We start from the raw sequence: 19527 nt of genomic DNA, 5'->3' as shown, positions 1-19527 counted from the left end.
CGATGCATGTAGCTAACCTGTACTAATTGCTCGTTTGGCTTGACCATACAACACCCAAGTGGTTTGTATGAAAGCTCTAATTAATCTATCTTGTATAAGCGAAAGCTTATAGAATAAAAGAAAGAATATTTCGATATCACCTTTAACCTTGATTCAGTTAGGTTACAAGTTGGTCGACAACAGGCTAAACACTTGACGTCAAACAATAAAAATAACAGACTCATATCTAACCCCCTTTGCTGACGACAATAGCATGATGGCACCACCTGATCCCTTCCCGAACTCAGAAGTGAAACATCATTGCGCCAATGGTAGTGTGGGTTCGCCCATGTGAGAGTAGGTCATCGTCAGCTCTCTATTCTGAAATATCCCCCGACTAGTTATCTAGGCGGGGGATTTTCTTTGTGTGGGATTAGAATTTAGTCAGTTTAGACTTTTGATTTGCAGTAATATAGCTACTGTTACATACTAACAATATATGTAAATACTTCAGTACTTTGATAACGAATATGGATAAATATAATGAAAATTGAAGTTGCCCTGCATAAATCGTCTACTACAAAGGAAAGAGGAGATCTTCTTGAGTCTCTGACTGAAAAACTACTATCTGCACAATCATATGAAGTTATAAATGAAATAAGATTTACTGCAGTAGAGCTAGATTTACTATGTAGACATAAAATTAGTGGTAAAGAGATATATGTAGAATGTAAAGCTTATAGAGATAAAAATATTGATGCAAATATATTAAAGAATCTTGCCGGAACTCTTGTTTTTAAAGACTATGATGAAGCATGGATTATCAGTACAGGAAATTATGGTAAAGAAGCAAAAGGCTTTGTCAGTGAATGGAAGTGTAAACCGAAAGAACAAGCAACAAAATTAAGTTTTTATGATCCAGAAAAAGTAATTGAATCCCTTATCAGTTCAGGAGTGATAAAAAAACAGCCAGAAGATTTGGCTGCTGAATATATGGGAAGTGATAATCTTATTGGTGAATGGGTATTACTTGTAACTAGTTACGGAGTATTTTGGGCTGTAGCAACTTTAGTAGGAGGTATACCTTCAGGAGTACTTTGTTATTATGCAAAAAATAATGAGTTGGTTGATGATGCTAACTTGTTAAGCAACATAGCAGATACTGATACTTCTTTAAATAACCTCAACTTTCAAGTACCTAAGATCAATAAGAATAAGATAGTAAACATTGACTCTAGTAAAGCAGCCAATGTTGTTCAAGTTCAAACTGGTGAAGATTGGAGTGACTATCGGCCAGCCAGACCAGAGGATTTTGTTGGACGCGTAAAGGATATCAATTTCATATTCAATTTTTTTAAAAATGTTAAAGAAGGAAATACAAATACAAGAATATTTGCTATTACTGGAAACTCTGGAATGGGTAAAAGTTCATTAATTGCAAAGTTGAGAGATAAGGCAGAAAACTATCAGAATAAAAATAAGTATTTTGTTTTCCCAGTTGATATACGTGCTGCTACTGGACCAGAGTATATTTATTCCTCACTATTACAGACATTGAAAAGTGCACAAATTGAAGATTTTGGTGATAAAAATATAGATCTAGTTCTTTCTGACGTTGGAAGTCCGTTGAATTCAGAATCTATTAAACTCTATTTAGAATCTTTAAAAGTAAAAAATCAGTTAATTATTCTAGTTTTTGATCAGTTTGAAGAATTATATTCAAAGCCTGAATTATATGAGGTATTTGAAAAAGCTAAGTCTCTACTATTAAATGCTGCAGCAATAAGAATGAGCTTCTGTTTAGGATTTGCTTGGAAAAGTGATAGTACTACTCATAGTGAGCATCCTGCGTACTTTTTTTGGCATCAGCTCGCTGACTATAGAGTTACAAGGAAGCTAGCTCCGTTTTCTGATAGGGAATCAAATGCTGTAATTAATCTTTTTGAAAAAGAAATAAACGAAAAACTGCACCATGATTTACGACATAACCTTGTTACAAGTAGTCAAGGATACCCATGGTTATTGAAAAAATTATGTATTCATTTATATGAGAAGATTGAAAATGGTATTAATCAAACAGATTTACTTGAGAATAAGCTGGATGTTGCCAGTCTTTTCAAAGAAGATATGGAGTCACTTGATCCAGCTGAATCCAGCTGTCTAAGAGTCATAGCACAACGTGCACCAGTAGATTGGTTTGAAATTATTGAAATTTCTAGTCCAGATACTTTGAAATCATTAATTGATAGAAGGTTGGTAATAAGGAGTGGAGATAGATTAAATATTTATTGGGACATTTTTCGTGAATATATACTAACTGGTTCTGTTCCTGTTATACCGTTGCGATATCTTCCATCTACTGATTTTTCATCTATATATAAAGTTCTCAAGCACCTTGATCACACAACTCAATTCTCCGTACAAGAACTAGTTTCAAAAGTTAATTTGTCTGAAGGCACTATTCAAAATATCGGTTCAGATATGATTATGTTTGGTGTGGCTACTAGAGACAGTGGATTTTACTTACTGAGTGAAGAAATTAAGACTTGTAGTGAAATAGAAATTTTAAAAGCTATACGTGAAAAATTTTCTAAACATGCTTTTACTTATGCAATTAAAGATATAGCATCGCACTCTGTTGCAAGTATTGGATCGCTTATTGACGTCTTAAAACAACTCTATCCTGATAATAAGTATGCAGACAAGACATGGCGTACATATACGGTAAGGCTTTGCCGATGGTTAGAGCTGTGTGGCTTTATTGAGCAATTTGGTAATGGCTGGTTATTTAGGGACAAAGGTGAAGTTATTACCGAAGGAGTCAATTCAGAACGTAAACGAAGAAGAAGTAAAATATTTACTGCTCCTACGTCTCCTGCACTTGCATTAGAAACACTCAATTGGTTAATTGAAAAAGGCAGTGTTGGGCAAAACGAACCTAAACCTAAAGGTTATAAAAATGCACTTTCAATCTTAAGTCGGTTCGAACTTATATTCATGGATAATAAAAGATATTTTGTTGACGAAGTGAAATTACAGAAATTTTCAGAGAGAAGAGAGGCTCTTTGGATAAGCGCTAATACAGAAGAGGTACTTTTAGATATAGTAAAACTACTTGAACTGAATCATCAGTTATCAGGCAAAGAGATTGGAGATTTTATTGCTGAAAAACATGAATTCAGCTGGAGTGATGGATCGAAAATTAGGTATGGTGGGGCAATGCGACAATGGGCATCATGGTTATATGAAGGTAAAAATAGCAATGAAATCCCAGAGTGTCCAGGTCGAATCTAATTAAACTAAAATCTTACTTATCTATAAATTACTAATTTTTTCTTGATTTTTAGATAAGTAAGATGCCATATTAATAAAACATTCAGTAGATTAGACGTATATTTCATATTCAGTCTGATTGAGACCATATTTTTTTAAAACAACTCACCCATCTCAACGTCTTCATCAAAGTCAAATCCTAACTGCTCATCCTTACGCTGCCGCATCTGTTCGATACGTTGCCTACGTCCAGAGACTAGCCGTAGCACCTCACGGCGCTGCTCTGTGGTCATATTATGCCATAACTGACGCTCAGGACGGCTGCGCAGGCAACCAAAGCAATAGCCTTTTTTATTGCTTTGGCAAAGACCAATACATGGATTGGCAATCTCAAACAGCTCAAACTGTTGGTTCATGGCGACTCCATTGCTATTATCGTCATTCCTTTGACTTGCATAAAACTATTATGACAATATTATTATGTCGCAAATACTGACTAATGGTGTGCCGTTTTATTGTTATTATTTTTGTTTAGCGGGTGCTATGCTTAGCGTCACTAGCCTATATAAGATAATCATAACAAAATTAATAAGTGAGATGATACGTGAACTTGATTTATATCCATGGACTGGACAGTGATGCGAACTCTACCAAGGGAATGCTATTAGAAAAATACTGCCAGCATCATCATCCTGATATCAATGTACTGCGTCCCGATTTGAATAAATCGCCACAAGACGTGTTCGATAAACTGATAAGTCTAGTTGAGGAATGGGGCAGCGACTCAAAAGTTGTATTCGTTGGTAGCTCATTGGGTGGCTATTTTTCTACCTTGGTGAGCAACCATACAGGCTGTGCGGCTTTACTATTAAATCCTAGTACTCAGCCACATGTGACATTACAGCGCTTTGCTCATGACTTACTTTTAAATAATGATAGTAATGAAGGTCAAGGCGAAGATGAATTGCCAAAGAATCAAATTCTCTATACGACTACTGGCGGTTGGGATATTACTTCTGCGGATTTGCAATGGTTTGCAGATCATCAGTTATCAGAAATTCATTATCCTAAAAAAATTGCTGTATTTATCAAAGAAGGCGATGAGTTATTAAATCCTGAATTGTCTAAAGCCTTTTATCAACAGCAAGGGAGTACGGTTATTTTACAAGCGGGTGGCGATCATCGGTTTAGTGACTTTGGTGAGCAGTTGCCGATGGTGATAAATATGCTACAAGATTTAGTATGAGTCTAAACAGGCGACATTATATGACGTGAGCGATGGACTATTAACCTTAACGTCGCTATTTTTGGTTATAATGGTTGAATAGAATTAATCAGACATGAATCGTTAAGGATGCATTTGTGAGTCAATATAATGCGCAATCGTTAGAAGTTTTAGAAGGGCTTGAGCCAGTACGTCGTCGTCCAGGTATGTATACCGATACCACCCGCCCAAACCATTTGGCGCAAGAAGTTATCGATAACTCAGTCGATGAGGCATTGGCGGGTTATGCTAAAACCATCAAGGTGCAACTGCATAGTGATGGCTCGTTGTCTGTCGAAGATGACGGGCGTGGTATGCCGACTGATATTCATCCTGAATTCAATCAATCGGGCATTGAGCTGATTTTAACTCGCTTACATGCTGGTGGGAAGTTTTCGACTTCTAATTATGAAGTGTCAGGCGGTCTGCATGGTGTGGGTATCTCTGTCGTCAATGCGTTATCAACACGTGTTGAGGTGACGGTATGGCGTGATAGTACACAGTTTGATATGGCGTTTGAAAATGGCGCACCAGTTACGCCGTTGACTGAAGCAATCAGCTCAAACAAACGCAAACGTGGTACCAGAGTGCATTTTTGGGCAGATGGTCGCTTTTTTGATACGCCTAAATTTAATGTAAAACAGCTCAAGCACAATCTAAAAGCCAAAGCGGTATTGGCAGCTGGGCTGACGATTGAATTTGTTGATGATATTAATAATGAAAAGGTGGTTTGGCAGTTTACTGACGGAGTGGTCGAATATCTAAGCGAACAGTTGGATGGTTTAGAAACCTTACCTGAAGCACCGTTTTATTATAATTACGATGCGAAAGCGGGCGAACGTGCTGCTATTACCTTTGCCTTGTCTTGGTTACCTGATGGTGGCACGCCGATTCAAGAAAGCTATGTGAACCTTATCCCGACGGCTCAGGGCGGTACGCACGTCAATGGTCTGCGAACGGGTATCTTAGAGGCATTGCGTGAGTTTTGCGATATTCATAATTTGCTACCACGGAGTGTCAAGCTAACGGCAGAAGATGTCTGGGATGGGGTGAACTATATTCTGTCGCTTAAATTTTCTGAGCCGCAATTTTCTGGACAGACCAAAGAGCGTCTATCTAGCCGCGAAGCTGCTGGGGCAGTACAGACATTGGCAAAAGATGCCTTTAGTCTTTGGTTAAACCAGCATGCTGATATGGGTACTCAAATCGCAGAGCTGGCGATTAATAAAGCTGGACGTCGTCTCAAGTCTGCCAAGAAAGTCGCCCGTAAAAAAATCACGCAAGGTCCTGCATTGCCGGGTAAGTTGGCAGATTGTCGTGGTGATTTGCGTGATGGTGCTGAGCTGTTTTTAGTAGAAGGGGATTCTGCGGGTGGTAGCGCCAAGCAAGCACGTGACCGTCATTATCAGGCGATATTACCCTTGCGTGGTAAGATTTTAAATACGTGGGAGGTGTCATCAGATACGGTGTTATCGAGCCAAGAGATTCATGATATCGCTATTGCTATCGGTGTCGATCCGGCATCTGACGATTTGTCTGAGCTGCGTTATGACAAGGTATGTATCTTAGCGGATGCGGATTCTGATGGTCTGCATATCGCCACGTTGATCTGCGCTTTGTTTGTTAAGCATTTCCCTGCGCTAGTGGATGCAGGTCATTTATTTGTCGCCATGCCGCCGTTATATCGCGTGGATGTGGGCAAAGAGGTGCATTATGCGTTAGATGAGCCTGAGCTTCAGCACATTTTGGCCAATGTGCCTGGCAATAAAAAAGCGCAGATTACCCGTTTTAAAGGCTTGGGTGAAATGAGTGCAGAGCAGTTACGTGAGACGACCATGAACCGTGATACTCGGCGTTTAGTTCAGCTAGATATGGATGACATGGTGTTGACTAATAGCGTGATGGATATGCTGTTGGCTAAAAAACGGGCTGCTGATCGCAAGGTTTGGCTTGAGAATAAAGGCAATTTGGCTGACATATCCTAATGGGCTTGATGGATATGTCCATCAATAGCTATATATTTATATAAGTTTATAAACTGGTAAGCTGGCAAGCAATAAAAGCCTATAAAATTCAATTTAGTTGTATAAGCTTAATGTTATTATGTAGGTATCTTTTATTATGTGGTGCCGTCATGACATCAAAGTTATTTAATCGCTCAAAAGCTGATGCTTCTCAGTCTGTAAACTCTAATATATTGCCCAAGCTTAGTAAAAAGCAGCTGGGTAGTTTAGTTCCGAAACGCGGTAATAAAATTGCGCCAGTGATTGCCTCAGCTATGCTAAAAGCTGCGGGTTGGCGTACGGTTGGAGAGATTCCAAATATTTCACAAGCTGTAGTTTTAGCGCTGCCGCATACTTCGAATGTCGATGGGGTTTATGCGATACCCAGTTTATTTGCCTTAGATTTAAAAATCAGTATTATGGGTAAGCATACGTTATTTAAAGTGCCAGTATTTGCTCAGCTATTAAGTTGGATAGGGGTGATTCCCGTTGATCGTAGTGATAAAGGCTCAGTGCTGCAAGCAAGTATTGATAAGTTCAAAACAGGTAAGCCACTATTTTTGGGTTTAGCACCAGAAGGTACTCGTCAATATACTGAAACTTGGAAATCAGGCTTCTATTATTTAGCAGTGGGCGCTGGTGTACCTATTTTGCCGGTAGCGATGGATTACAAAACTAAAGAGATACGCTTTATGTCGTTGGTTTATCCTAGTGGTGATATCGAAGCGGATTTACCAAAAATTTATGCTCAGTATAAAGGGGTGATACCAAGACATCCCGAGCGCTTATCTCAACCATTACAAGATATCAATAATTCAGCTGAATAAAGTTTTTAAATGAGTTATGAGTATCTGTATTATATTAAGACCCCCTGACAGATTAATGTCAGGGGGTCTTTTGTTTGCGGTGATGAGTTTTAAGAATGGCTAAAAAACTAAGCATTGAGTTAGCTATTAAACGTACTCACCCCGCCATCGACAGGTAAATTCATACCAGTAATGATGGCAGCGTCATCACTGGCTAAAAACATCACAGCGGCGGTTACATCAAACGGTGTCGCTGTCTTCCCTAGTGGAGAGTGGGTAATAAATGGATTTGGACTGATATCCGTTGCCACCAATCCAGCAGATACGGCATTAATACGTACATTATTTGGTATATTCTCTAATGCCAGCTTCTTTGTAACATCAGTCAAATTCTTTTGTCTAGCTTTATAGGTCTCTATATTCCAGTCTGCTGATATCTCCGTTAGCGTTGACACATTAACGATATTGCCTTGTGTTTTTATCAGTTCTGGAATAACTGACTGATGAATGCCGACCGTAGTATCTATATTGACCATCACATCAATATGTTTATATTTATCGCGTACATGCTCTATTAATCTTGCCGTTTGGGTCAAATCATTAATATCACTGGTTACGGTAAGGTGGTTACCTGTATTGATCCATGTATGATCCTGTGGCAGATCCTCGTAGATGTATTCTAAAATATCGTTATTAATACCAACGATTATACAATTCGCCCCTTCTTGTGCAAATCTAAGCGCCGTTGCACGACCAATATCAGAATCTGCACCTGTTATAATGACAGTTTTCTCTTTAAAGCGTTTCATAACGTTCAATCCTTTTTATTATATGATGGTCATTAAATAGTTTTAATAAATGACTCTAAAAAATGTCTCTAAAAAATGTAATCAAAGGCAGCCCATAAGCGATAAGTTTGACTGCAAATCATGCTACTTTGCTATTATCATAACAACTCATTGCCCTGAAAGCGACTGCATTTAATAAGGCTTATTTTTTAAGTTTTTCGTTGGTAGCCTGTCGTTATAGCAAAAGAATTTGCGAATATTCAACATGCTCTAGTGTTATGCTCATCAATAGCAACTTACCATACAACGCGTCCATTCGATAATAAAAGGTTAACACTGTGTCTAACTCATCTATTACCCTATCTGATAATGATTGTCTTGTTAATGAGTTGACCTGCTATTTGCAGAAAGATGCTGTAGATATTGCTTTGACCAATATGCAGCATCTTGAGCATAAATATGACGCGTGTTACCGTGCTCAGCAATATCATTATCAATTGCCACTGGGTAACCTCTCATTACTTGAGCTCATATTGTATTTGCCTGCTAAAAGTAGTCTGGTCGATATTGAAGCCGCGCGTATGACGGTAGTAAAGGCCGCGCTCATATGGCACAAGACATATCTTACTCAGCATAAAAATAACGACAACATTAGCCATAATGTTTTAGTTTTTGATATTCAGTGCACCGATAAAGGTGAAGAAATCAATAAAATTAAGATAAATAACCAGCAACGACAATCCCTAAAACGGCTCACTCATGGTTTTGGTGTCCGCTATTTTATGGAAGATTTGGTTGTGGATATGAGCGACAGTATGCAGCAGCTACAAGTTTTTAGCTGGCATGACTGGCAGGCGATATTAGCAAGCCTACAAGCACCATGCGAGTTATGGCGATTTTTGCATTATCGTTTAGGGCAATTACAGTATTCAGCCAGTAATCATGTCGCTAGCTTTGAATCAGAAGCAGATCTAGTCACTCAGTTTTTACATCGTCCTACTTTATTTACGGACGCTATCGCAGTAGATAATGCACTCATCAAGTACGAGGTGCAAGATGAGCCCAATCCTGCATTAGTCGCTATGACGCTTGCCTACAAAAACAAAAGCACGACTGCGCAGATGTATCATCAGCATATGGCGCAAGCGGCAGCTCTGTGGTCGCAGCTAAGCACCCAAATGATAGAGATGCTCGATGAAGAAGTACTAGACAATGCTGATAAAGAGACACTAGGAATAAAACGCTGTTATTGGCAACAGCAGCTATTGGACGAGTCTTTATTTTCGCGCCATGAGCTGGTTCGAACTCTATATAGACATCCTAAACAAGGACATGGTCTGCAAAAAGAAGGTTATGTCGTCCATCAGCACTCTTATGAGAGCTTGGGACGGCATTATGTATTAATATTTTATGGACAAGATGTTGAGAGCCAGCACAGTAAACAGGCTATTCAGCCAAACTTAGCAAAGATTGCACAGGATGTTGCGAGCCGCCTGCCAATAGCCGAGCTGCATCATGTGATTGTATTGGGCATTGATTTTATTGACGAGTCTAATGACACCTTTATTGATATCGATTTATGGATTCAACCCGTTGATCCGATGACCCAGCGTGAACGGCAGCTGACCAAGCAATTACAGCGCTTAAACCAACAGCATAAAAAGCAAAATACAAATAACTTATCAGCAAGTAAAAATGAGTCAATGCGAATGCAATTAAATTTGAATATACCTGCACGGAAGACCAAGTCCTGAGTATGATTTTGTAGCGATGTTTTGTAGCGAGTCTTTCATAGACACTAAATTTACGCCATAAAAAAAGACAGCCTAGGCTGTCTTTTTTATTCAAAATATATCGTTAACTATGACTTATTTTAAGTCGTTATTATCAATATCAGTAAAGCCTTTATTACTTGGCGCTAGATTTGAACCAGTGTCGATATCGTCATCACTTGTTTCAACATGAGTGATATCTACATGACCCGTACCAAGATTGTTGGTATCGACAGTGCTAGTAGGGAAGTCACTAGTCATTGTACCTGAAGCAGCAGGAGTGTTCTCTCGAACTGAGTCAGCAACTTTTTCTTGTGTACTTGAGCTAGCATGAAGAGCAGATTTCGCTTTAGCTTCTTCACGTTCTTTGTCCATTTTATCCTGCATTTTACGTAGGAAACGTGCAGCGGCTTCTTGACCACCAAGACCAAATGAAAGGGCAAAGGCTACCGCTACGGCACCTAGCGTTAGACCAAATGCTAGGTTAACGATAGAGTCAGCAATACCCATCGCTTTTAGACCCATGGCAAGTACTAAACCCATTATTAGTACACGGACGATATTTGCTAGGAATTGTGAGCCTTGCTCAGAACGCTCAACGACACCTGCAATGATATTGGCAAGCCAAAAGCCAATAAATAGGATAATTGCGCCCAAGATAATGTTGGCACCAAACGCAATAAACATGGCGATAATGGCTGAGATAGGCTCAAAACCTAGTAAGTCAGCGGCGGCAATTGAGGCAAATAACATCGCAAAGAAGATAATCGCATAACCAACAAGGTCAGAAACTCTCTTATTACCCATCGTTTCTTGTAAACCAACTTTCGCAGGCAATTGGTTAATCTCAGTGTTTTCGATCAAACCTTTGATGATATTGGCAACCATGCGTACCACATAGAAGGTCACGACTAAAATTGCAACTGCCATAAAGATGTTTGGCAATGCTTCCATGATTTTGTTCAGCATGTTTGTCGCAGGACGAGCAATCACTTCAATTTTTAATGCATTTAATGCAGCAATAATAGTTGGAATGATCACTACTAAAAATGCCAATGAACCAGCGATATTAGGTAAGCTATTTTTTTCGCTTAAACCTGCTTTTGTAGCCAATTCTTGAACATTAAAAGTAGACACAAGATTGGTCACAATGCCGCGTACCACTTTGGCAATGATATAACCGACGACAAAGACAACACCTGCAATGAGGATGTTAGGAATAAAGCTAAAGATTTTATCAACCATATTCGTCAATGGAGCAAATAAACCATCAAGCTCTAATTTCCCCAATACCATCGTTAAAACAACCAACAAGATGAACCAATAAACCATATCGGCAATCGTGCTACTCATCGGTTTTACACCTGCTTGAGCACTTAAACGCTCATCCATTGACGTTTTCGCCAATGCCGCGTTGATAGCTGTGCGTGCAACAGTAGCCAAGACCCAACCAATAATACCCACAGCGATAGCGCCGATAAGATTAGGGATAAATGCTAGGACTTGATTGACCATATTTGCAAACGGTGTCGAGATTGAGTTCAAATTCAATTGATTCAGCGCCCCAGAAATCGCGATGATAAAGATGAACCAAAATACAATCTTAGAGATAATACCTTCTAAATCGTAGGTCTTACCCGTTGAAGAGTTCATGCGTTGGTTCAGATTGACTCTAGATAATACATTACGAACCAGTGCCGCGATACCCAGTGCCACTAGCCAACCAATAATAAATATTAAAATAGCACCAATAATAGAGCCGATCGGCCCACCAAGATAACCGTTAAAAGATGTGTACATTGGATTCATCTTATCCTCCTTTAATCATCATACGAAAGCCACTCAACAATATCATCAGTACAGCTATTGTTGAGCGAAACCAATACATAGATGGTTATAATTAATAGTATTTTTAAAGTAAGTTATACGGTGATATTATAATTTTTGAGTAGGTAACCTTATCAAAAAACGTTGGTTTCCCTTGTGTTAATTGCTTTACTGCCAATGTTAATCATCCATGATAAAGACGTACACTCGGTTACTTACCACCTTAACTCATTTAGCTTAGCTGATGTACTAGTAGATTTAAAGATAGAAAGCTTAACGTGTTACTGTATTTGTGTGATAACTTGTTATTATGATGAGAAATATTAACATAGACTGTACATTCGCCCGATAATTTGACGGCAAACATGGTTCCTAAAACTAAGATTTGTTATTATAGGAATATGTGACATCTCGCCACTATCATTACAATTTGAGAGTACTTTATGAAAAAAATCACTACTTTAAGCGTTGGTGCACTTGCTAGTGCTATGTTGTTGGTAACAGGCTGTAGCACAAATAACGGTAACCAAGAGACCGCTGCTAAAAGCGTTTCAATCACCGAGCAAAGCTCAGCAAATGAAAAAGTAGGTTATAGCTTAGGCTTCATGATGGCTGAAGGTAATAAAGAAGCGGTCGGTGACCTAAATCTTGATACCTTTGAAAAAGGCTTCCGTGATGGTTACGAAGGCAATAAATCAGCATTGACTCAAGAACAAATGCAGGAAGTGTTGACGACTTATCAAAAAGAGCAAGAAGAAAAGTTCGTTAAAGATATGGAAACAAAAGCTGGAGAAAACAAAACCAAAGGCGCTGCATTCTTAGCAGAAAATGCTAAAAAAGAAGGCGTCAAAGAAACGGCTTCTGGCTTACAGTACAAAGTCATCACCGCAGGTACGGGTAAATCACCAAAAGCGACTGACGTGGTTGAAGTGAACTACGAAGGTAAGTTAATCGATGGCACAGTATTTGATAGCTCTTATGAGCGCGGTGAGCCAATTGAGTTCCCGTTGAACCAAGTCATCGCTGGCTGGACAGAAGGTCTACAGCTGATGAAAGAGGGCGGCAAATACGAGTTTTATATCCCATCAGATATTGCTTATGGTGAAGCGGGTAACGCAGGTATCGAGCCTAACAGCACGCTTATCTTTACGGTTGAGCTGTTAAAAGTAAAATAATACTTAGTACATACCCTAGTGAACAGTGTTAAAAAATAAAGTCATAAAAAAGCCCTCATAATATTATGAGGGCTTTTTTATGACTAGAAATTGAGCATCTAAAGAGTTTTTTGAAAGACTTTAGAATTACGACCATTATGGTATTTTTCTTGACGCGATGTAGGTAGCGCGCTGGCCTCGACTTCGGCGAAGCCTTGTTCGACGAACCAATGTGCCGTCCGTGTCGTTAACACAAACAACTTGTGCAGACCATGACTGCGCGCTTGTTGCTCTAAAAATGCCAGTAAGTCTGCACCGCGACTACCGCTACGATAATCGGGATGTACGGCGACACAGGCAACTTCTGCTGACTCTGCATCCAATGGATATAGCGCCGCGCAGCCCAAAATCATACCATCACGCTCGATGACACTATAATTATCAATCTCTTGCTCTAAGCGTTCGCGTGAGCGGCTGACTAATATGCCTTGCTCTTCTAGCGGTGATAACAGCTCAATCAGTCCGACCACATCGTCAATATTGGCACGACGAATCTCTTCGTAAGGGTCATGGCTGATAAGAGTACCAGAGCCATCGCGAGTGAATAACTCTTCTAATAAGGCACCGTCTTTGGCGTACGAGATAATATGGGTGCGATGGACGCCTTGGCGGCAAGCCAAACTGGCACAATTTAAGAAATAATTGATCTCGCAATTTAAATCACGATCACGTAAGAAGCGGTCGACTTCATTAGGAATCATCTCTCTTAGTAAGCGATCATCGTCATTGATGCCTGCTTCTTCACCTAAGAAGATAAGCTTATCAGCACCCAGTGCCACGGCTGCACTGAGCGCCACATCTTCAGCTAGCAAATTAAAGACTTCACCAGTTGCTGAATAACCCATTGAGCCTAAAATCACAATATGGTCGTGTAGCAGGTTGTTTTTGATGGCCTCAACATCGATAGAGCGCACTTCGCCAGTCATTTGGTAATCGATACCATCACGGATACCGTAAGGACGTGCGGTCACAAAATTGCCTGAAATGGCATCGATGCGTGAACCATACATAGGTGAATTGGCCAGTCCCATCGACAGCTGTGCTTCGAGTTGCAGGCGAATAGCGCCTACCGCTTGTAAAATAGCAGGCATCGCCACGCGCGGTGTAATTCGAATGTCTTGATGCAGTGGGGAGGTAATGTCAGCATCTTTTAAGTTCTTTTCGATTTGCGGTCGCGCTCCATGTACCAATACCAGCTTGATACCTAAGCTATGCAGTAGCGCAAAATCATGAATAAGGGTGCTGAAATTTGGATGATTGACCGCCTCACCACCAAACATAATCACGAACGTTTTGCCGCGATGGGTATTGATGTAGGGGGCAGAGTTACGGAACCAATGGACATATTCAGGGTTAATTTGGGGCATGGCGCTAGTAGTCATAATAAGGGCAATAGTAGTGAGAATAAGAAAAGGGGCGTAGCAAAAAATGCCTATCGCTAAAGAATTACCATAGCAAAAAACGCCGTTATGAGCTATCTTTTATTTCAGTAGTATCAATCAATTTTTATCACGGATGGAGGATATACACAACCTCAACACGGGGTTAGTGTACGTACAAACACTTTTTGCTATGCTAATCGCTATTGCTTTACAGGCGATGAACGAAGATAATCAATAAAAATAAGAATTTTATACGATAAGCTTACCAGCTATGACAATATAGACGCCAGCAGCGCTTGCCATTAGCTGTCACTACAATCAGCCGCGATACTAGGTCTGCCAATACTATAACAGTCAATCATTTATAATTAGTTATGTTTCTTATAGCATGTTTCTTATAAGTGGGTGTGTTCCGTCTAAATTGTGCTGCCTGTAAACGATTCAATATACACCAAAAGTCATTCAATTTTTACCAGCTGCGTTTTACCGACATATTAACCAGGGATAATGAAAACCATGAAAAAAAGTAACCAATTTGCTAGCCCATTTAGTGCTTGGAGCGGACATCGCTTATTCCACGTTGTGGCTGGTACGCTCATCGGTGCGATGGTAGTGACGCAAGCCTCGGCAATGCTACCGACGCCAGAACAAGCCGTTGATAGTTCGGCAACTGTACAGACCAATGCTACTAAAAGCAGCAACTCGAGTGCACAAGCCGTCAATAGTAAAATTACCGCGTCATTGATTAGCGTTGATGCAAACGGTCAAGAGGTTTTGGCTCCGGTGAATGCTAGTACGCGCCTGCAATCAGGTAATGTCTTGGAGTACCAAGGTTATTTCACCAATACCAATGCAGATCGCGTCCGTAAAATGACTGTGACGATGAGTATCCCTGAGCAGGTAGAGTTATTGCGTACAGTATCACCTGAATTTCCATACGGCAGTGCGGACGGCAATACTTTTGCCCGTATGCCATTACGTGGAAAAGTGGATAACCAACTGCAAGAAATTCCATTAAAGTATTATAAAGCGGTACGCTGGGATTTAGAGGGTGTGGGTCTTAATGACACCGTAGTGGTTAAATACCGTGCACGTGTGAAATAAGCCAGTCATTTAATATTAAGTATTTTATCAGGGTGATTTATTTAATACTGGCTTAATATTCGTTTAATCATAAAAAGCATCACGGCTCGTTGCTGTGGTGCTTTTTTGTGGGTTGTTAATAAGAAATTTTGGTACGCCGTTGCAAGGCGCTTAAAGCGTTGCGTATTTTCGACTAGATTTTTCTTTGATTAATTGCTTGATGGCAGCCATCTGTGCGGTAGTGGCTTGCGAGCCTGCAGCGATGAGAGCACGGCGCTGGCTGGTATCTAGTGAGCTGATATGACTGACCGCAGGCGTAATCAGCACATCAGCACGATCTCGTTCACGCTGCATCGATGAGGCACGATTGGCGCTTGGTGGGGCTACGACATTACTCTCTAAAAATCCCCAAAAATTGCTTAATCCGTTGAGGTTTAATTTTTTATCAAGTGTAGACACACCGCTAATATTGTTAATACCAGTATCTGTCACATCAACGGCAATAACAATATCAGCGCCCAAATCACGGGCGATATCGACAGGTACTAGGCTGACCACGCCACCATCGATATATTTTTTACCGACCTTTTCGGGAATACGTGGCGCAATAAAAATATTTGGTACGCTACAGGATGCCTGAACGGCAAGCCCCGCATCACCAGTGGTAAAAATGGCTTTTTTCAAAGTATGCTTCTCCGCCGCGACTGCTGCAAAGCGGATGGGGAAATCCTCTATTGTTCGTCCATCGACTTTATCGTTGATAAAGTTCTTGAGTTTGATACCCTCGATGACACCTTGATTGGATAACACAAAATCTGTCAATTCGCTATCTGTAGTGGTCAGTGCCAGTTGCTCAAGTTGTACTGGTGTGTAGCCGCTGGCATATAGGCCACCAACCAAGCTGCCGACGCTAGTGCCAACGATGAGCGTTGGTTTGATACCATTTGCTTCTAGTGCTTTAATCACCCCAACATGGGCGAAGCCTTTGGCACCGCCGCCGCCCAATACTAACGCCACATTAAGTGGCGCTATTTCAGGTGCTTCAGGTAACGGCTGCGCTGGCGTTAGAGCGCTACAAGCGCTGATAGATAATCCAAGTACGGCAATTAAGCTGGTGCATAGCACTCTCATACTATGTCGCACTCTTAGACTATGAAGAGGTTGTCGGTACTGGGCAGGAGGGAACATAAAAACACCTTATAAAATGACCATAATACGGAAAATAAGACATCAGTTATTGATATGATACAAATGAGCCGTTTGACTTTCAGGCTTTTTGACACAGTATTACTAAATAGCTGAGCATAAGCAATTGTATTGTCAGCTATAATGAAATGAGTCGGTGTTTTGATGTGTCCTGTTGATGACAGCTGTTTTATAAAAAATATCATCATCTACGGTATATTGAAAATACTTGAATGAGTATATGAAAACTAAAAATAATATCGTTAGGATCTTTGATGTCAGTATCAGTGAACGCTTCTTTAACCAGCCCAACAGACCATATAAGGTCTGAGCTGCCACTCTCAGCGCTAGATATGCCAGTGACGGCACTGGCGGGTGTGGGATTAAAAGTCGCAGAACAGTTGGCACAATTGAATATTAAACGAATATTTGATTTATTGCTGCATTTGCCACGTGATTATGAAGATCGTAGCCGATTGCTGTCCATAGCAGAGGTGGGGCACGGGCAGTCTGCGTTAATTACTGGGCGTGTGGTGCACGTCGATACCAAGCGCAGCGGTATGACGGTCGTGGTAGATGATGATACGGGCACCATATCGCTACGGTTTTTTAAGGTTTATCGTGGCCTTGCACAAACCATGAGCTTAGGGACGCAGCTGCAATTATTTGGCGAAGTCAAAGTGAGCCGTTATGGTAAGCAAATCCACCATCCTGAATATCAAATTATCAGCAGTAATGAGACGGTAGTAAATACCGGTTTGCAGCCCATTTATCCAAGTGTTAAAGGTTTGCATCAAAATAAGCTGCGTACCTTGATTAAGCTGGCATTACAGACGGTTCGCAGTGAAGGCTTACCGATGACGCTGTTTACTCCTACAGACTTTGCAGTCGTGGCTGACTTGCCATTAGCACCTTTTGAACCGGCTAAAATACCGATAACAGAGGCAGAGTATCCAGAAGATATATTCTCGACATTGGCGCGTAGTGTGCCAGATAATACGACTGGTCATAGCGTTAGTAGTGTCAATAAAGCCAATGTCTATGATGCCAATAATAATACAAACAGTGATATCCATACAGTCGCTAATAGAACAGTTAATAACAACGTCTATAACCTGACGATATTTGAAGCCTTAGTATTACTGCATACACCGCCGACTTATACCGACGCAGGACGACAATATCAGCTACTCACCCAGTTAAGTGCCCGTACTCATGCAGCATGCCAACGTTTGATTATTGAAGAATTAACCGCCCATCAGCTCAGCTTGTTATATCGTCGTCAGCAACTGCATCAGCATAAAGCACCCAAATGTGCCACACAAAGTCCGATTACCGATAAGCTATTTGCCGCATTGCCATTTGATCTAACTAGCGCCCAGCAACGAGTCATGAAAGATATTACGGCTGATATGGCAACTTCTATTCCGATGCTTCGACTGGTGCAAGGCGATGTTGGCGCGGGCAAGACTCTGGTCGCAGCGGGTGCAGCGGGTTATGCGCTTGATAGTGGTTGGCAAGTGGCTGTTATGGCACCCACAGAAATTTTAGCAGAGCAGCATTTGGTCAATTTCAAACAATGGTTTGAGCCGTTAGGTATTGGTGTCGGCTGGCTTGCTGGGAAACAAACGGCAAAGCAGCGCCGCGAAGCATTGGAGGAAGTCGCAGAAAACGCGGTGCAAATCGTGGTTGGTACTCATGCACTGTTTCAAGAGCAGGTGCAGTTTGCCAAATTGGGCTTAGTTATTATCGATGAACAGCATCGCTTTGGTGTTGAGCAGCGTATGGCACTAACCAATAAAGGGGTGGCCAATAGCACGCCGCATCAGCTGATTATGACCGCTACCCCGATTCCGCGCACGCTGGCGATGAGCGTTTACGGTGATATGGATACCTCGATTATCGATGAATTGCCACCGGGGCGTACGCCAATTACTACGGTGACCATTGACCGTAATCGACGCGATGAAGTCATTGAGCGGATTGCGATTAATTGTGAAGCGGGTAGGCAAGCATACTGGGTTTGCTCGTTGGTCGAAGCGTCTAGTGTGCTCGATGCGCAGGCAGCAGAAGCGACTTATGAGGATTTAAATGAGCGCTTGAATATTCGCATTGGTCTTGTCCATGGCAAGATGAAATCCGTTGATAAACAAGCCATTATGCAGGCATTCAAAGCAGGTCAGCTCGACTTACTGATTGCCACAACGGTCATTGAAGTTGGGGTCGACGTACCTAATGCGTCGTTAATGGTTATCGAAAATGCCGAACGATTAGGTCTATCGCAATTACATCAGCTGCGCGGGCGAGTCGGGCGTGGCTCAACCAAAAGCTATTGCGTACTGTTATACCAAAAGCCATTATCAGAAACTGGTACAGAGCGCTTAAATGTCCTGCGTGATAGCACTGATGGTTTTGTCATTGCCCAAAAAGATTTGGAACTGCGTGGTCCCGGCGAGTTATTAGGCAAACGTCAAACGGGTAACGTCGGTTATTATTTGGCTGATCTGATACGTGACGAGCAGCTGTTTGCCATTGCTCAGCGTTTAGCAAAACATCTAATTGCAGATCCTACGCGCAAGGCAGATGTCAGCCAACTGATTCACCGCTGGATGCCTGAGGCGAGTCGTTATACTAATGCCTAAGGCGTATAGTCAATTCAATCGGTTATCCTCTAAATGGGCTAAAAATGGCTAAATTAATAGCAAAAAAGAGGACAGCCAACGCTATCCTCTTCTATTTTTTGACGTAGAGCCATCATTTCGAAACAAAGCTATTTGGCTTTTTTCGACTTTTTCAATGACTTCTTAAGATCTTTGAGGTCTTTATTTTTCTGCTTAATTTTTGCTTTGGTGTCTTTAATTTCTTGCTTAAGCTTTTTTACGTCTGATTTATTAGCCATGATGGATTCCTTTATTAGTAGAGTTGTCTTAATAATGACAAATTACCCCGTA

General features: G+C 41.0%; 14 protein-coding genes and 1 rRNA gene. 9 read left to right on the top strand and 6 right to left on the bottom strand.

All coding sequences use genetic code 11. The features are described from left to right. The first annotated feature begins 238 nt into the window (after positions 1-238). Together rrf and ACI2JM_RS10280 are read left to right on the top strand one after the other, a co-directional pair. Positions 239-353: ribosomal RNA gene (rrf, locus tag ACI2JM_RS10285) — 5S ribosomal RNA — on the top strand. Positions 354-522: 169 nt separating this feature from the next. Further along, complete coding sequence (locus tag ACI2JM_RS10280; protein ID WP_404643997.1) at positions 523-3273, top strand: restriction endonuclease; 2751 nt, start codon at positions 523-525, stop codon at positions 3271-3273. A 134-nt stretch (positions 3274-3407) separates the two neighbouring features. On the opposite strand, the gene ACI2JM_RS10275 is transcribed toward ACI2JM_RS10280, so the two are convergent. Continuing rightward, positions 3408-3668 carry a DUF1289 domain-containing protein gene (locus tag ACI2JM_RS10275; protein ID WP_404643995.1) on the bottom strand — a complete coding sequence of 87 codons (261 nt, stop codon included), beginning with the start codon at positions 3666-3668 and terminating at the stop codon, positions 3408-3410. A 188-nt stretch (positions 3669-3856) separates the two neighbouring features. Between ACI2JM_RS10275 and ACI2JM_RS10270 the strand changes: the two genes are divergently transcribed. The 3 genes from ACI2JM_RS10270 to ACI2JM_RS10260 all read left to right on the top strand — a co-directional run bounded on the left by ACI2JM_RS10270 (position 3857) and on the right by ACI2JM_RS10260 (position 7346). Then, a complete protein-coding gene (locus ACI2JM_RS10270) occupies positions 3857-4498 on the top strand; it encodes a YqiA/YcfP family alpha/beta fold hydrolase (protein ID WP_404643993.1) in 642 nt (213 codons plus the stop codon). 116 nt (positions 4499-4614) lie between these two features. Beyond that, positions 4615-6501: a DNA topoisomerase IV subunit B gene (parE, locus tag ACI2JM_RS10265; RefSeq protein WP_201555228.1), complete on the top strand. Its 1887-nt coding sequence runs from the start codon at positions 4615-4617 to the stop codon at positions 6499-6501. A gap of 149 nt (positions 6502-6650) precedes the next feature. Next, positions 6651-7346 (top strand): lysophospholipid acyltransferase family protein, encoded by a 696-nt coding sequence (locus ACI2JM_RS10260; protein ID WP_238049780.1) that lies wholly within the window; start codon positions 6651-6653, stop codon positions 7344-7346. A gap of 119 nt (positions 7347-7465) precedes the next feature. Here ACI2JM_RS10260 and ACI2JM_RS10255 read toward each other — a convergent pair whose 3' ends face one another. Continuing rightward, a complete protein-coding gene (locus ACI2JM_RS10255; protein WP_404643991.1) occupies positions 7466-8134 on the bottom strand; it encodes an SDR family NAD(P)-dependent oxidoreductase in 669 nt (222 codons plus the stop codon). Positions 8135-8451: 317 nt separating this feature from the next. On the opposite strand from ACI2JM_RS10255, the gene ACI2JM_RS10250 reads away from it, so the two are divergent. After that, positions 8452-9867: a hypothetical protein gene (locus ACI2JM_RS10250; RefSeq protein WP_404643989.1), complete on the top strand. Its 1416-nt coding sequence runs from the start codon at positions 8452-8454 to the stop codon at positions 9865-9867. A gap of 114 nt (positions 9868-9981) precedes the next feature. Here ACI2JM_RS10250 and ACI2JM_RS10245 read toward each other — a convergent pair whose 3' ends face one another. After that, on the bottom strand, positions 9982-11694 hold the full coding sequence (locus ACI2JM_RS10245) for a mechanosensitive ion channel (protein ID WP_404643987.1): 1713 nt from the start codon (positions 11692-11694) through the stop codon (positions 9982-9984). A 461-nt stretch (positions 11695-12155) separates the two neighbouring features. On the opposite strand from ACI2JM_RS10245, the gene ACI2JM_RS10240 reads away from it, so the two are divergent. Then, entirely contained in the window at positions 12156-12887 is a 732-nt protein-coding gene (locus tag ACI2JM_RS10240) for an FKBP-type peptidyl-prolyl cis-trans isomerase (protein ID WP_193216953.1), read from the top strand. Positions 12888-12985: 98 nt separating this feature from the next. Here ACI2JM_RS10240 and argA read toward each other — a convergent pair whose 3' ends face one another. Continuing rightward, positions 12986-14308 carry an amino-acid N-acetyltransferase gene (argA, locus tag ACI2JM_RS10235; protein ID WP_404643985.1) on the bottom strand — a complete coding sequence of 441 codons (1323 nt, stop codon included), beginning with the start codon at positions 14306-14308 and terminating at the stop codon, positions 12986-12988. A 516-nt stretch (positions 14309-14824) separates the two neighbouring features. Between argA and ACI2JM_RS10230 the strand changes: the two genes are divergently transcribed. Then, positions 14825-15412, top strand: a complete 588-nt coding sequence (locus ACI2JM_RS10230) for a hypothetical protein (RefSeq protein WP_060492054.1) — start codon at positions 14825-14827, stop codon at positions 15410-15412. Positions 15413-15562: 150 nt separating this feature from the next. On the opposite strand, the gene ACI2JM_RS10225 is transcribed toward ACI2JM_RS10230, so the two are convergent. Then, positions 15563-16579 carry a patatin-like phospholipase family protein gene (locus ACI2JM_RS10225; protein ID WP_404643983.1) on the bottom strand — a complete coding sequence of 339 codons (1017 nt, stop codon included), beginning with the start codon at positions 16577-16579 and terminating at the stop codon, positions 15563-15565. 272 nt (positions 16580-16851) lie between these two features. Between ACI2JM_RS10225 and recG the strand changes: the two genes are divergently transcribed. Further along, positions 16852-19218: an ATP-dependent DNA helicase RecG gene (gene recG / locus ACI2JM_RS10220; protein ID WP_404643981.1), complete on the top strand. Its 2367-nt coding sequence runs from the start codon at positions 16852-16854 to the stop codon at positions 19216-19218. A gap of 128 nt (positions 19219-19346) precedes the next feature. Here recG and ACI2JM_RS10215 read toward each other — a convergent pair whose 3' ends face one another. Then, positions 19347-19475 carry a hypothetical protein gene (locus tag ACI2JM_RS10215; RefSeq protein WP_404643979.1) on the bottom strand — a complete coding sequence of 43 codons (129 nt, stop codon included), beginning with the start codon at positions 19473-19475 and terminating at the stop codon, positions 19347-19349. Positions 19476-19527 lie beyond the last annotated feature (52 nt).

It is taken from the genome of Psychrobacter sp. NPDC064578 (genome assembly GCF_044901245.1).
In the GTDB taxonomy this organism is placed as follows: Bacteria; Pseudomonadota; Gammaproteobacteria; order Pseudomonadales; family Moraxellaceae; genus Psychrobacter; species Psychrobacter cibarius_C.
This window is presented reverse-complemented; position numbering and strand designations above follow the sequence as displayed.